Genomic DNA, 15,803 nt, shown 5'->3' on the forward strand with positions numbered 1-15,803 from the left:
AGACATAAAGCGACTTCCCCATATCATAATAAAAGCTGTTCCCTAAAAGGTTGTTGATGTTGATATGAACTGCTACACAAACCGATTCGTAGTATTTAATGTGGATCTCTAACCTCGCAGCTGAAATATACTCGCTTTCACTGCTCCGTATGCTTTCACAGTGTCTTGCCTAGCCGTGGGCTCACCATGAGCCTCCGACGCATAGGACGTGCTAGTGCAGACGTTGCCACAGGACGTGGGGTACTTAGTCTGCCTCGCACGCAAAGAACGCTCACTGTGGGGTCTCTTAGGCTCGCTGTCGAGGCCAATGAAAAACCACCGTCTTTTTAAACAAGTGAAAATCGATTCCTAAATTTCGTGCAATAATCATCTTGTAGTGGGGAGTAACATATTATTTCACCTATTATTCACTAAATGAATTGGGAAATAAATTTTCCAAAATATGTTTTTCAGTGGGCTCCTTGCTGTCCCACAGGAGTCTCGCATATTTCAGCTGCTGGTTTAAATGGTTTAAATCTTGTTTTCACCCATCACAATATGCATTTTGTTAATTTGAACTACTTATTAAGATTCATTACTTTAAAAAAGCAACAATCTTTTAGAAAACAACCAGAGTGACAGTGCGTTCCTATAAAAAATCAGAAAACTGGGTATTCGTTAAAGGGGATACTTGTGAAAGCGTATTTTCCTTTACTATAGAGTGAAGTCTTAAGAGCGAATCCATTAGCTGCACTTATGCAGTAAAGTATGTTCTTAACTACCAAAAAAACTTACGAGAGTATTAACCCTCGTAAGTTTTCTAGTCCTTCGCCTTATCCTTCACAAAATCTGGACTTACATCACTTAACTCGTCATCTGTTATATCAAATCCCCAATCGTCATCATCAAAATTATCGTTGAAACCTTTAGGATTTACTCTTACCTTAACCTTTGTTTCTCCAATAATTTGGACAACAAATTCGCGCTCTATTTCTACAACTATTTTATGGCCTTGGTTGGCAATTTGGCACTCCAAACAATTAGGCTGTTGAATCACTTTGGCAATAACATCATAATCGTCACTCAGACAATTATCATCCTTAACAGATAGTGGAATATAGTCACAATACGTTACACGTTCTGTTACCACCTCAGTTTTTGTATTGTCATTGTACGAATACCAAATATTAATATCGTAGCTACCATTTATCTCTACAGTATCTTCTGATTTTTTCTTGGCATTATACAGATGATTGATCACCCAGCAACCAAGAATGCTTGATGGTCTATGTGACGGCGAGATATTGTGAGTAGCCTGCGTGAACTTTCTACCCTTACCACAGACAGCTTTCGTAATGATTTCTCTAAATTCTTGATCAAGAAAAGTCATAATTTCGTTTACCTCCTCTTTTTTCATAGTCATTTTATGCAAGACAAATACCTATAGTGCATAGCTATTGTATAAAAGGACGTAAAGATTAGAATATCTTTTCTTAAAAACCATTCAAAGGCTATTGCCATAAGGAAAGCCAGGCAAGAAAAATTTCCTGCCTGGCATCAATTTAATGGCTGCATGCTGAGCCGTTATTTGTCTTTGAACCAGTTTCACCCGATAAAAGGTCACCGCCAGTAGACGATATAACATCATTTGTTACCTCACGGGCAATTGTTCCAGAAACCAATTGCAAAATATCATTAACTACAATTTGAGTTTCTTTAAATTCTTGTACCACTGGAATATCATCAATTTCAGCTTGCAAACGGTCAATTTCAGCTTCTACCTTTTTCAATGCTTCTGTTTTTTCATAAGCCTGGAAATTAACTGCCTGCTTCTGTAAAGTTTTAATTTTAGTTATTAATTGTTGTACTTTTTTATTATTATTAATTTTTGCCTCGACTTGTTTAAAGCGATCAATCTCTTCTGTGCTAGCTAGCATCTGTGCCAAACCTTTTGCTTCATCAAGCACTTGTTTGCGTGTATATTCAGCCATATTAATTCACCTCAACTGTATTTTCTACCATTATACCATTTAATGACCATGTTTTGGATTCGGTAATTTCGACTTCAACAATTTTGCCAATTGCTGATTTAGGACCTTGAAAGTTTACCAGTTTATTTCTTTCTGTATAGCCAGCAAGTATATCTGGATTTTTCTTACTCTCACCATCGACAAGAACTTTAACAATCTTATTATCATAGGTTTTCATTGATTCTGCTGACTGTTTGTTAACAAGATCATTTAAACGGTATAACCGCTGTTTTTTCACTTCTTCTGGTACGTCATCTGTCTTTCTGGCAGCTGGAGTACCATCACGAGGTGAATAAATAAATGTATATGCTGCTTCAAATCCAACTTCTTCTACTAATGTCATTGTTTCTTCGAATTGTTCTTCTGTTTCGTTTGGAAAGCCGACAATAATATCTGTAGTGAGGGTTGCATTAGGCATAGCTTCACGTATTTTGCGAACAAGCTCTAAATATTCTTCACGTGTATATTTACGATTCATTTTCTTTAGAACCTCACTGCTTCCGGACTGGACAGGAAGATGGATATGATCAAGCAAATTCCCACCCTGTGCTAATACTTCAATTAAGCGATCATCAAAATCTCTTGGGTGTGATGTTGTAAAGCGCACACGTGGAATATCAATTTTATGAATATCATTCATCAAATCACCTAAACCATATGACAATTCTTCTAAATCTTTTCCGTATGCATTAACATTTTGGCCAAGCAGAGTGACTTCTTTATAGCCCTGCGCTGCGAGATGCCTTACTTCCTGGATAATATCCTCCGGTTTACGGCTACGCTCTTTCCCGCGCGTCATAGGTACTATACAATAGGTACAAAACTTATCACATCCGTACATAATATTTACCCATGCTTTTATATTACCTTTTCGTACTTTTGGAAGGTTTTCAATAATGTCGCCCTCTTTAGACCAAACTTCTACAATCTTTTCTTTTCCAAACATAGCTTCTTTTACTAGATGTGGAATACGGTGAATATTATGTGTTCCAAAAATCAAATCAATTTGCGGATGTTTTTTCAAAATCCGATTTACAACAGATTCTTCCTGTGACATACAACCACATACACCAAGAATTAAATCCGGGTTCTCTAATTTAAGCGGTTTTAAGTGACCAATTTCACCAAACACTTTGTTTTCCGCATTTTCACGAATTGCACATGTGTTCAACAAAATAATATCTGCTTCTTTGGTATCAGAAGTTGACTCATAGCCCATCTCGGTTAGAATACCTGCCATGACCTCTGTATCATGCTCATTCATCTGACATCCATATGTACGAATCATGAATTTTTTGCCCTCACCAATTTTCTCCATACCTTCAGGGATTTCAAAGTCATAATGAACTTTCACATCATCACGACCACGTTTACGAGCTTTATTTAAATTTGGTGGCTCATATGTCGTTTCAAAATACTTTGAAATAATGTCATCGCTGGAAGTGTTCTTTAACCGATTCATATTATCCGATCCGGATTTTATGTCCGTTGGATTTTCAGTTTGCTTTATTTGTGACTGATCCTTTCGTTGCTGCTCATTCATTAACGAAACTCCTTTCTTATATATAAAACGCTATTAATGACATAGATGTACATTATTAAATTATAAAGGCTATAGGCAAATTAAACAATACATGAGCAGTTTAGCGCAATGAAAAACTACCTGGAAATAGAAAGTTTACTAAATTTGTCATAAAAATAGTGTTACGCAGCATTTGCGCAACACTTAATATTATATTTAGTAAGTTATCTAGGTTCCACAATTAGTTTAATCGCTGTCCGTTCTTCCTCATCAATCATAATATCAGTAAAAGCCGGAATACAAATTAAATCAACTCCACTTGGCGCTACAAATCCTCTGGCAATCGCTACTGCTTTGACGGACTGGTTTAATGCACCAGCGCCAATCGCCTGCATTTCCGCTGTTCCACGTTCCCGTAAGACATTCGCAAGTGCACCTGCTACTGAATTTGGATTTGATTTTGCTGAAACTTTCAATACTTCCATTACTAGTACCTCCTTCAATTACTATTGTAGTTCTATTGCTACTATATTCTTGGAGATGATAGCTTATAACCTTATTATGCATCAATAATTCTAAACATTCAAATAATCAACCAAAGAATGGATGGTCATCGTTTATTAAAATACGCTCAACCTTAGTTGCTTTTCCAGTTTTATCATCTATTGTCACTAAAAACCCGTTTAATTGAGTTCTTCCCTTCGTGTCAATTTCAAAACGTACTGGTAAACTTGTGAGAAACTTTTTCATAACTGCTTCCTTTTCCATACCTAAAATTGAATCATAAGGTCCAGTCATCCCAACATCCGTAATATATGCTGTTCCTTGTGGTAAAATTCGATCATCAGCAGTTTGAGTATGTGTATGTGTACCAACAACAGCACTGACTCGACCATCCAAGTACCAACCCATTGCCTGTTTTTCACTTGTAGCTTCTGCATGAAAATCTACAAAAATAATGCTTGTACGTTTTTTCGCTTCTTCAATTAGTTCATCCATTTTACGAAACGGATCATCAAGTGCAGGTAAAAAAGTGCGTCCCTGCATATTAATTACAGCAATTTCACTTCCATTTAAGTTCACAAATTTAAGCCCTTTTCCGGGTGTACCCTCCGGAAAGTTTGCCGGCCGAATCATATTCTTGGCGTCATCTATAAATTCAAATATTTCTCTTTTATCCCAAGTATGGTTCCCCATTGTAACAACCTGAGCACCCCACTCAAGAAATTGCTTATAAATTTTCTCAGTGATACCTTTTCCAGATGCTGCGTTTTCCCCGTTAATAATAGTTATATGTGGACGGTGTTTTTCTTTTAATTTTGGTAAATAATGCTGAACCATATCTCTTCCAGGAGATCCTGCTACATCACCAATAAACATTATTTTCATAATTTTTCTCATCCTAACAAGTAATAATATGTTTCACACTCAAATTATACTTTAAAGCAAAAATAAAAGCGACCAGCTGGCCGCTTTTATTAATCTAGTTCCTCTAATTGGTCACTATTTAGCATATTCAACTGCTCTTGTTTCTCGGATAACAGTTACTTTAATATGACCTGGGTAATCCAATTCGCCTTCAATTCGTTTACGAATATCCCTAGCGATTTTGACTGAATCAATGTCATCAATTTCATCAGGTTTAACCATAATTCTAATTTCTCTTCCCGCCTGAATAGCGAATGACTTTTCTACACCTGTAAACGACTCGGATATCTCTTCCAGTTTTTCAAGACGCTTAATGTAATTCTCCAATGTTTCACTTCTTGCTCCAGGGCGTGCAGCGGATAGTGCATCTGCTGCAGCAACCAAAACGGAAATAATGGAAGTAGCTTCCTCATCACCATGGTGAGAAGCAATAGAATTAATGACAACCTCATGTTCCTTGTATTTGATTCCTAGTTCTTTCCCAATTTCAACATGACTTCCCTCTACTTCATGATCAATGGCTTTACCAATGTCATGAAGTAAGCCAGCTCTTCTTGCAAGTGTTTCATCTTCACCTAACTCAGCAGCAAGCAGTCCGGAAAGGTACGCTACCTCTGTAGAATGCTTTAACACATTTTGACCATAGCTTGTACGATATTTTAGGCGACCAAGTATTTTAACTAAATCTGGATGTAATCCATGTACTCCAACTTCAAACGTTGTTTCCTCTCCAATTTCTCGTATATATTCATCTACTTCACGTCTGGCTTTATCCACCATTTCTTCTATTCTTGCAGGGTGTATTCTACCGTCTTGTACGAGTTTTTCTAGAGCCATACGAGCTGTCTCTCGACGTATTGGATCAAAACCTGACAAAATTACTGCTTCCGGTGTATCATCAATAATTAAGTCAATACCGGTAAGCGTTTCTAAAGTTCGAATATTACGACCTTCACGGCCGATAATTCGACCTTTCATTTCGTCATTAGGAAGATTTACAACAGATACAGTTGTTTCAGCTACATGGTCTGCCGCGCAACGCTGTAAGGCTAACGAAAGAATACTTTTCGCTTTCTTGTCTGCTTCCTCTTTCGCACGATTTTCAGCTTCTTTAATCATTAATGCTGATTCATGACTAACCTCTTGTTCAACTCGCTCTAAAATTATCTGTCTTGCCTGATCAGTTGTATACCCTGAAATGCGTTCAAGCTCCGTTTGCTGCTCTTGAATTACAGCTTCCACTTTGCTTTCCATTTCTTCAATTTGTTGTTGTTTTTCTGTTAGTGATTGTTCTTTCTTCTCTAACAAGAGCTCTCGCTTATCCAGCGTTTCACTTTTTCTGTCCAGATTTTCTTCTTTTTGCATCAGACGATTTTCTTGCTTTTGCACTTCTGTTCGACGTTCACGTAAGTCATCTTCTGTCTGCTGGCGAAGTTTATGATTTTCATCCTTCGCTTCAAGAAGTGCCTCTTTTTTAGAGGCATCTGCATTTCGGTGTGCTTCATCTACTATTTGTTTAGCTAAATTTTCCGCACTGGAAATCTTAGCTTCTGCAATAGATTTACGAATCAGATAACCAACAACAATACCGACGATTACGGCAAGCAAAATGGAGATGATTAAGGGACTGTCCATGGGGTTCACCTCCTATTGCTATAAGTTGTACAACAATTCATTATTGTCGGCATGTACAATGTTCAATAATAAATAAATAAAATTGTATAATAAAAAATATAAAATTATACAATTTAATTGTAATTGTCCGTATAGCCAATGTCAAGGAATCGTAACAATTAGCAATCCGTTCAAATTATTAAATCCCTTGCCAGTAATTACCAGCAAAGGATTCTTCAGTTAAATATTCTTATACATCTAAACTTTCCTGTCCCTTTTCTTCTGTTTCTTCTGGCTGTTCATCTAAATTATAATGTTGACGAATCATTCCATGTAATTCTGTCATGACATTCTCATTAGCCTTCAGATATTCTTTTGCATTTTCCCGGCCTTGTCCAAGCCGATCTCCATTATAGGAATACCATGCACCACTTTTTTGAACTATATCAAGGTCAGATCCAACATCTATTATTTCGCCCTCTTTGGAAATACCTTCCCCATACATAATGTCGACCTCTGCCTTCTTGAAAGGTGGCGCCACTTTATTCTTAACCACTTTAATTCGTGTTTTATTACCAACCATATCATTTCCCTGTTTCAATGTCTCGGCACGGCGAACTTCCAATCTAACAGATGCATAGAATTTCAGTGCGCGACCGCCAGGAGTTGTTTCCGGATTACCAAACATAACCCCAACTTTTTCTCTGATTTGGTTAATGAATATAGCAGTTGTCTTTGATTTATTAATTGCACCTGATAGTTTTCTTAGTGCTTGTGACATAAGGCGTGCCTGCAAGCCCACATGTGCGTCACCCATTTCGCCTTCGATTTCCGCTTTGGGAACTAAGGCAGCAACCGAGTCAACAACAACTATATCTACAGCGCCACTGCGCACAAGTGCCTCAGCAATTTCCAGAGCTTGTTCACCGGTATCTGGCTGTGATAATAGTAATTCATCTATATTTACCCCTAATGCTCGCGCATATGTAGGATCAAGTGCATGCTCCGCATCTATAAATGCCGCATGTCCACCTTTTCGTTGTGCTTCAGCAATTGCATGAAGAGCGACAGTTGTTTTACCAGAAGATTCTGGTCCATATATTTCTACCACTCGTCCTCTTGGATACCCTCCAATACCTAAAGCTACGTCTAATGCCAACGAACCGCTTGGAATTGTTGCAATCTTTTGTTCAGCCTGTTCACCTAATTTCATCACAGAACCTTTACCAAATTGTTTTTCGATTTGTTTTAACGCCATATCTAAAGCTTGTTTTTTATCTCCCAACGAGCTTACCTCCTTTAATTAACTATCTACATCATACCTTGTTTTTCATCATTTGCCAAGAAAAGAACGAATAAATGTTCTCATTTTTCGATGTTGTTTAAACGGGAAAAATGGGGTTTACTAGATTATAGACTCTGAAAATACAATTTCACAGTAAATTCATGATGCCAAAATACTATTTTAACAAATTATATAAAAGTTCAAATCCCTTTAAAGTGGCTTTTTTTCGTATGGTTTGCCGGCTGCCTTGAAAAGTAAATTTCCTTGCAATACTCACCTTAGAACTGTCATAAACAGCGATGAAAACAGTTCCAGGAGGATGACCTTCCACACTATCCGGTCCAGCTGCTCCCGTAAAGCTAATACCTATATCTGAATCTAAAAGCGTACAAATATTTCTGGACATTTCTGCAGCACATTCATCGCTGACCGTTCCATACTGCCTAATAGTTTCAGGCGAAATATGCAATACATTTTCTTTAACGTTTGTATCATAACAAACTAGTCCGCCAAGGCATACTTTAGAAGCACCCTCAACAGCTATAAGCTTTTCAGTAAACATACCTCCTGTTAAGCTTTCAGCAGCACCTATGTGCTTATTTTGAGCTTTTAATAAGGCAAACACGTTCTCCTCTATTGTTTGCTCATCGGCTCCATACATGTGGTCTCCTACTTTGGCTTGAATTTGCTGCTTTGTCTTGCTGATTAAATTAGTAGCCTCTTCTTGCGTGTTCGCCTTAGCAGTTAGCCTAATAGCTATACCTTCACTTTGTGCCAAAGGAGCAATCGTGGGATTACTTTGATTTTGAATAATATCACTAAGTTCATCTTCGAGCTGTGACTCACCAATGCCAATAAACCGTAGCATTGTGGATTTAATAACTGAACTTTCCCCTGTTAGTTGCTGAAGATACGGCATTACATTATCCGACATCATCTGTTTCATTTCTCTTGGTACACCAGGCAAAAAAATCCACGTTGTATCGTTTTCGGATACAATCATTCCTGGTGCCATCCCCACGTTATTTTCAATTACGTCAGCACCAGTAAAAACGCGCGCTTGTTTTCGATTGTTCGGGGTCATTTTAGATTTTTGTTTCCTATAAAACGCCTCTATTTTTTCCATTGATGGTCGGTGTTCAATTATATCCCTTTTAACGATTTTCTGAAAAGCTTCTCTTGTTAAGTCATCCTCTGTCGGACCTAATCCACCAGTAACAATTATAACATCTGCCCGGTTTTTTGAATGCTGAAACTGTTCCTTCACTCTTTGCAGATTATCTCCCACTACTGAATGATGAAACACATTCATTCCTATCGCTGCCAGTTTCTCCGACATCCATTGTGCATTTGTGTTCGCAATTTGCCCTAGTAATAACTCCGTGCCAACTGCGATAATTTCCGTTCGAAACTGTTTCGTCATTTTGAATCCCTCATAACATGCCAATTTTTAACAAAATAATCATAACCTGATAAGATTGTAAAGAACAAGGCTACATACAGCATTATAGTAGCAAAAGGTAATCCCATATACGAAAATGGAAAATTATGAAGCAGTAATGCCGCAATCGCAACCATTTGAGTCACTGTTTTTAATTTCCCCATACTACCAGCTGCTAAGACTACTCCCTCACCTGCAGCTACCAAACGAAGGCCAGTAATTGCAAATTCTCTACTAATAATTATAATCGTTACCCATGCAGGCGCCAATCCTAGTTCCACAAGTAAAATGAGTGCAGTAGCTACAAGCAGTTTATCTGCTAGTGGATCCAAGAATTTCCCTAAATTTGTGACTAAATTAAACTTCCTGGCGTAATAGCCATCCACCCAGTCAGTTGTTGAAGCAACGATAAATAAAATTGCGGCAGCTAGGTGCGATATAGGAAGAGAGGACTCGCCAATGTCCCATACACCCCAGTTGAATGGAACACTTAATAAAATAATGAAAATTGGAATTAAAAATATACGTGAGAGCGTAATTTTATTTGGTATATTCACAACTATTTCCTCCTACGGTATAAACCCCTTCCATATAAGGAAGGGGTTAAAATGGAATGACTATCACTAATTTGACTGCGCGCTCGCTTTGTTAATATTTATCCAAAGTTTTTGAAGTACATAATCATTCTCATCAACTGGATAATTAACCTCTACACCATCTATAGTAATATCCAAATTAGGTGCGGATCCAACTTTAAACCAGACGCGCTCTGCTCCAGACAAATCTAGTTCAAGTGGAGAATCATCAGCAGTAAACATCCCTGAAAACAAAGATTCTCCATCACCGTTCTCCACTTCAAGCCAGGATTCACCTGATGTCTCTATTTTAGCCATTACCTGTTCACTTGCATTTTCCATAGTAAGCGTTGACTCAGGGCTAGATCCAGTACCTTTTTCATTTACTGTTAATTCTGGTTGAGGCTGATCTGCTTCTTCAGCTTGTGAGTCATTATTTTCTTCATCTGTTTCATCAGAACCTGCATCGGAGTTATCATCTTCTGCTTGTTCTTCATCTTGTTTGTTTTCATCAGGGTTATAAGTAACCTCATTATCATTTTGTGTATCTACGGGTTCTGAACTGTCATTAGACAATGTTTGCTGGTAGAAATACCATGCTGCAAAAACGATACCTATCACTAAAAGAACAACAATAATAGTTGGAATAAACGAGAAAATGGCTGTGTTTTTTGTTGGATTATTGTCCTTGCGTGATCGATGAATTTGGGTATATTGGGTAGAACTCTCTGCTTCAGTCTGTGGTATCTCATCCTTATATTCTTCCAGTAGCTCGGTTGAATCCAAACCAACTGCATTTGCATATTCCTTAATAAATGCCCTAGCATAAAATTTTCCTGGCAATATATGGAAATTACCTTGTTCGATTGCTTCTAAATATCTTTTTTGAATTTTGGTTGTTTCCTGTAAACTTTCCAATGATATCTTTTTTTCTTCTCTAGCTTCTTTTAGTCTTAATCCTATCTCCATAAATAACACCATCCATTTTTAGTTGCACTTATGCAGTAATAAAGCATTTATACTTTCTTAACTGCTAGAAATCAAACATCGAAAAGCCGTTATCCTGACTGAATTGATCCTTCTCAACTGTTTCGTATGTAATTGCTTCGTCTTCATTGCTGCGTAATTCAATAATATAATCAAAGTCATCTAATTTATATTCAGTAGTTTGTACAAACATATCAGGATGCTCCACAACTTTAATGGCAGGAAGCTGCATTATCTCACGAATTAGCTGCCAATGCTTTTCATTGGCACGCCTAGTCGAGACAATACCATCAATAATGTACAAATTATCACTATTATACTCATCTTGTATTAATTGACTTCGGATGGTTTGCTTTAATAAAGTACTTGATACAAATAACCAACGCTTATTTGCACAAACGCTTGCAGCTACAATTGATTCCGTTTTGCCTACACGCGGCATGCCACGAATTCCAATTAATTTATGACCTTCCTTTTTATATAACTCCGCCATAAAGTCAACTAATACACCTAAATCAGCACGGACGAAGCGAAAAGTCTTTCGATCATCAGCATCGCTATGTATGTATCGCCCATGTCTTACAGCTAGTTTATCACGAAGTTTGGGTTTACGTAATTTTTTTACTTCTATCATATCCATCGTTTGTAAAATTGATTTCAATCGAGTGATTTGTTCGTCTTCTCTTGAAAGTAATAACATACCCCTTCTTGAATTCTCTACGCCATTTATAGATATAATATTAATAGAGAGCATTCCTAACAAGGAAGAAATATCACCCAGTAATCCAGGGCGATTATATTGAATCTCATATTCAAGATACCATTCTGTCTTTTCCATAATAAGCCCCTTTATATTCATGCTGTATTAATGGTAACGAAACAAACATATTATTGCAATCTATCTATATAACTATAATAAAGGATTTTAGGTCCCGTGAAAAGAAGATTATGCATATCTATATAGAAAAAATAAAGAAGCTGCATTTATTCATTAACAGCTTCCCTATTTATATAGATAAATTTAATTTGTATTTCCCTGATTCTGTACGAGTTTAACCATTGTATTAGCTAACGCATGTCTTTCATCTGTATCCGCTGCGTTCCAAAGCTCTCTTAGCACAGCTTCTTCATTATTCTTGGCCTCTGTACCTTTAGCTAAGTAATCACCAACTTCGTATGCCATATTCGATACGGCCTGCTGACTCATACCCTGCGACTCTGCTTGCTCCAGTTTATTGGCTAAAAAACCTTTCCATGATTCAAAATTATCCAGAACGGACATACAAATCTGCCTCCTTCAATTTTTTACATGTTTAGTATTTGATTTTTTAGCAAGTTTATACATAACTATTTAGGATTACCACCCACCGGTTACATTAATAATTTCTCCTTGAATATAACTAGATTTATCGTTTATCAAAAAAAGGATTGCATTGGCAACATCATCTGCTGTTCCAGCGCGGTTAATTGGTATATCACTTGTTATTGTCTCCTTTTCAACCGGCAGCAAATGGTTATTCATTTTCGTGTCGATAAATCCAGGACTAACAGCATTCACAGAAATTCCTGAGGGTGCAACCTCTTTGGCTAGAGCTTTCACAAAGCTATTTTGGGCACCTTTCAAAGATGAATACATTACCTCATTACTTGCACCAATTTCACCCCAAATAGAAGTAATAAATATTATCTTTCCTTGCTTATTTTGAATCATCGCAGGGAGTAAATGCTTGGTAATTAACCAAGGTGTTTTCACGTGTAAAGCAAGCATTTCATCCATTACTCTCTCATCTGAATCCTGAAATAATCCATAGTGAGCCTTGCCGCTCGCAAAAATAATTGCATCAACCGGGAAAACAAGCTCTAATAATAATTGCTTAACTTCTGATTGCACGCTTAGATCTGCCTGAATTTCGGTTAAAATCGATTCATTATTAAGATTTAATCTGTATCTGTCAATTGCTTGCTTGTTTTTATGGTAATGCAGTATAAGTTTATAGCCCTCGCTTGCAAGAGATTCTGCAATAGCTCCGCCTATATCACCACTAGCTCCAATCAATAATACGTTTTTCCCCATATAATCTCCTATTCGTTAACAATTTTACAAACAGCAATACGATCGTCCTGTATCCAATCCTGCACAAATGAATTAAACTGATCTGCGGTCAATGATTGGATAGACGGGATCAACTCAAATAAATCTATTCCTATCGTGTGGTAATGGATATATTTGTTTGCAATAAATTCAAGTGAATTCATCGCTCGTAATAACTGACCAACTTTTTTCTTTTTCATCCGATCAACTTCTTCTTTTGTAAATGTAGCGTCATTTGTTGATTTCAAAAGCTCCTTAACCCTTTCAACAAATTGGTTAGGATTATCTGTATTACCACCAATAAAAGTATAGCCAAAGTTTTTTTCTAGATTAGTTTCAAATGAGAAACTGCTGTCGATAAGGTTTTCTTCATATAACTTTTGATAAAAAGCACCACTTTTAGAAAAGTAAAAGTCTATAATCATACTTTGGAGCAAATCTCTCTCCAAGAAATCCTGTTTACTTAGTTCTCCTGATGATTCTTTAATACCTATAGTACACTTTGCAATGGAAACCGGCATCACAATCTTATTTTCTTTCATTGCAACGTCTTTTGGTTCTTCAGGGAATTCCCGTTTAATGGCATCCAATTTAGCAAAGTCTTTGGAGTCCTGGTTACTTTGAATTAAATCCATCATACTCTCTGCATCAAAGTTACCCGCAATAAACAGTGTCATATTCTCAGGATGATAAAACGTATTATAACACGTATATAAATCATCCTTTGTAATTGAGTTAATCGAATCAACTGTACCTGCAATATCAACCTTAACAGGATGATTATGGAACATACTCCTGAGTGTGCCGGTGAAAGACTGCCAATCAGGCTGGTCATTATACATTTCGATTTCCTGAGCGATGATTCCTTTTTCTTTTTCTACTGATTCCTCTGAAAAGTAAGGATCCTGAACAAAGTTGAGCAATGTTTCAACATTTTTTTCAATATAATTTGTAGCGGCAAATAAGTATGCCGTCTTTGTAAATGATGTATAGGCATTTGGTGATGCACCTTGTTTACTGAAATCTTCGAATACATCCCGATCTTCTTTTTCAAACATCTTATGTTCCAGAAAGTGGGCGACACCTTCGGGAACTGTAATTTCTTCACTGCCATTGATAGGCACAAATGTTTGATCAATCGATCCATAATTAGTGGAAAAGACACCATACGTTTTTGACATCTCCGTCTTTGGAAGTAAAAAGACAGTTAATCCATTTTGTAACTGGTTTGTGTATATTGCTTCATCAATATTTTCATATGCTAACTTATTCATCTGATTCGCCTCCTTTACCAGTCAATAAGTATATCGTATCCAGTTCAATTTTATTTGCTACTTCGATTACATTTTCTGTTGTTACCTGTTTAATACCATCAATTAACGTTTGCGGTGGTCTTTCTGTCCCTGCAACAACCTGCTGGTACAATAACTCAATCATACCTTGTGTGTTGTCCATGGTTTCAAGCAGCTGATTAATAATTAGTTCCTTGGTATTATCCATCTCTTCTGCAGAAAAATCACCATTTTTCATTGCATCCATCTGCAGTTCAATAATTTCTCTAGCTTTTTCGTAATCATTGGGAGCTATACCGCTAAACACAAATAATAACCCTTTATGACTTTCAAATCTTGATGCTGCATAATAAGCAAGGCTGTTTTTTTCCCTGACATTGATAAATAATTTGGAACTGGGAAATCCACCAAAAAGACCATTGAATACTTGCAGTGCAAAATAATCGTCGTCCTGATAAGTACTGTGTGTTCGATATCCAAAATGCAGTTTTGCTTGCTGGATATCCTGTTTTTCAATGACAACATTCGGCTGCAGATTTAATTCTTTGCTTGCTTCTTCCTTTTTATAAGGTTCAACTTGATGTTCATCACGGTGGAATGTTGATTGTACCTTTTCCTTTACTGTTGCAGTATCAAAATCACCTAATACATAGATGTCCAGTTGATCTTCCCGCAATACAGTTTGGTGGTATGCAAAAAGATTTTCAGCAGTAATCAAATCCAGGTCTTCTTTATACCCGTGAACATGCAGTTTATAAAGTTCGTTATCACACATTTCATCAATTAGCTTCATATTGGCATAACTCATTTTATCATCAATTATAGCACTCATTTTTTGTCTTAATGTATCTTTTTCCCTATCTATGATAGATTGTTTAAAAGCTCCATTCTCACTGTACGGATGAAAGATAACTTCATTTAATAATGCCATTGCCTCTTCTAGAATAGCGGATTCATTACTAATAAACTTCTGATTGGCCACCTCCATACGGATACTGAGGATATGGTTATTCCCTTTCTTTCCTCCCCCCATCGAAAGAACAGCACCGTATAAGCTGTCAAGTTTTAATTGTATGTCACTCCTGCTTGGAAAAGATTTTGTTCCCTGCTGTAAAACATATGGAAGTAACGCACGCTTTGTTATGGTATCCCTTGATAATGGAGCTTTTAGCTTTGCTGTAATCGTCACCGTTTTGAACTTTTTACTTGGGACAACATGAAGGTTTACCCCATTTTCATGCGTCACGTCTTCAACCGTCTTATCCATTTATGACCCTCCCGGGCTATGTATTTTGTTTTGAACTCAATTATTTTTAGTGTGCTCTTATAATTGTTATTTTATAGCATAAAAACCTGGTTTGCTATTAATATAATAACAAACCAGGTTTTTATAATTGTTTAGGAAACTATAAAATTCAAGTCCTACTAGTCAATTTACTAAACCACCAGGCTCTTCGTAGGTCCTTTTCGCTTTCCAAGCAACGATCAACTTCGACTTTTCGTCATAATCGCGAAAAGTCAAGCTCATCTAATTTCATGAAAAATGAAGATTGACTAC

Annotated in this window: 15 protein-coding genes; all 15 read right to left on the reverse strand. The window is 36.9% G+C overall.

Annotated features, from left to right (window positions below):
* Positions 1-799 precede the first annotated feature (799 nt).
* Positions 800-1,369, reverse strand: coding sequence for an outer spore coat protein CotE (gene cotE / locus BLS02_RS10075; RefSeq protein ID WP_092492873.1), 570 nt, complete (start codon positions 1,367-1,369; stop codon positions 800-802).
* A gap of 172 nt (positions 1,370-1,541) precedes the next feature.
* Complete coding sequence (locus BLS02_RS10080) at positions 1,542-1,970, reverse strand: YlbF/YmcA family competence regulator (protein WP_092492874.1); 429 nt, start codon at positions 1,968-1,970, stop codon at positions 1,542-1,544.
* 1 nt (position 1,971) lies between these two features.
* A complete protein-coding gene (gene miaB, locus BLS02_RS10085) occupies positions 1,972-3,552 on the reverse strand; it encodes a tRNA (N6-isopentenyl adenosine(37)-C2)-methylthiotransferase MiaB (protein ID WP_092492875.1) in 1,581 nt (526 codons plus the stop codon).
* A 203-nt stretch (positions 3,553-3,755) separates the two neighbouring features.
* Positions 3,756-4,016, reverse strand: coding sequence for a stage V sporulation protein S (locus BLS02_RS10090; protein ID WP_092492876.1), 261 nt, complete (start codon positions 4,014-4,016; stop codon positions 3,756-3,758).
* A gap of 106 nt (positions 4,017-4,122) precedes the next feature.
* Positions 4,123-4,920: a TIGR00282 family metallophosphoesterase gene (locus BLS02_RS10095; protein WP_092492877.1), complete on the reverse strand. Its 798-nt coding sequence runs from the start codon at positions 4,918-4,920 to the stop codon at positions 4,123-4,125.
* A 114-nt stretch (positions 4,921-5,034) separates the two neighbouring features.
* On the reverse strand, positions 5,035-6,594 hold the full coding sequence (gene rny, locus BLS02_RS10100) for a ribonuclease Y (RefSeq protein WP_092492878.1): 1,560 nt from the start codon (positions 6,592-6,594) through the stop codon (positions 5,035-5,037).
* Between the two features lie 229 nt (positions 6,595-6,823).
* Entirely contained in the window at positions 6,824-7,858 is a 1,035-nt protein-coding gene (gene recA, locus BLS02_RS10105; protein ID WP_092492879.1) for a recombinase RecA, read from the reverse strand.
* A gap of 175 nt (positions 7,859-8,033) precedes the next feature.
* Complete coding sequence (locus BLS02_RS10110; protein WP_092492880.1) at positions 8,034-9,281, reverse strand: competence/damage-inducible protein A; 1,248 nt, start codon at positions 9,279-9,281, stop codon at positions 8,034-8,036.
* On the reverse strand, positions 9,278-9,856 hold the full coding sequence (gene pgsA / locus BLS02_RS10115; protein WP_092492881.1) for a CDP-diacylglycerol--glycerol-3-phosphate 3-phosphatidyltransferase: 579 nt from the start codon (positions 9,854-9,856) through the stop codon (positions 9,278-9,280). The genes BLS02_RS10110 and pgsA overlap by 4 nt, the downstream gene beginning before the upstream one ends.
* A gap of 66 nt (positions 9,857-9,922) precedes the next feature.
* On the reverse strand, positions 9,923-10,843 hold the full coding sequence (locus BLS02_RS10120) for a helix-turn-helix domain-containing protein (protein ID WP_092492882.1): 921 nt from the start codon (positions 10,841-10,843) through the stop codon (positions 9,923-9,925).
* 64 nt (positions 10,844-10,907) lie between these two features.
* Complete coding sequence (locus BLS02_RS10125) at positions 10,908-11,699, reverse strand: YmfK family protein (protein ID WP_092492883.1); 792 nt, start codon at positions 11,697-11,699, stop codon at positions 10,908-10,910.
* A 183-nt stretch (positions 11,700-11,882) separates the two neighbouring features.
* Positions 11,883-12,143: a DUF3243 domain-containing protein gene (locus tag BLS02_RS10130; RefSeq protein ID WP_092492884.1), complete on the reverse strand. Its 261-nt coding sequence runs from the start codon at positions 12,141-12,143 to the stop codon at positions 11,883-11,885.
* A gap of 75 nt (positions 12,144-12,218) precedes the next feature.
* Complete coding sequence (gene ymfI, locus BLS02_RS10135; RefSeq protein WP_092492885.1) at positions 12,219-12,935, reverse strand: elongation factor P 5-aminopentanone reductase; 717 nt, start codon at positions 12,933-12,935, stop codon at positions 12,219-12,221.
* Between the two features lie 8 nt (positions 12,936-12,943).
* Positions 12,944-14,227 (reverse strand): EF-P 5-aminopentanol modification-associated protein YfmH, encoded by a 1,284-nt coding sequence (yfmH, locus tag BLS02_RS10140; RefSeq protein ID WP_092492886.1) that lies wholly within the window; start codon positions 14,225-14,227, stop codon positions 12,944-12,946.
* The gene (gene yfmF, locus BLS02_RS10145; RefSeq protein ID WP_092492887.1) at positions 14,220-15,512 is read right to left on the reverse strand and encodes an EF-P 5-aminopentanol modification-associated protein YfmF; all 1,293 of its coding nucleotides are present in this window, start codon (positions 15,510-15,512) and stop codon (positions 14,220-14,222) included. Before yfmF ends, yfmH begins: the two co-directional genes overlap by 8 nt.
* Between the last annotated feature and the right edge of the window lie 291 nt (positions 15,513-15,803).

This window comes from Virgibacillus salinus (assembly GCF_900102415.1).
Taxonomy (GTDB): domain Bacteria; phylum Bacillota; class Bacilli; order Bacillales; family Amphibacillaceae; genus Lentibacillus; species Lentibacillus subterraneus.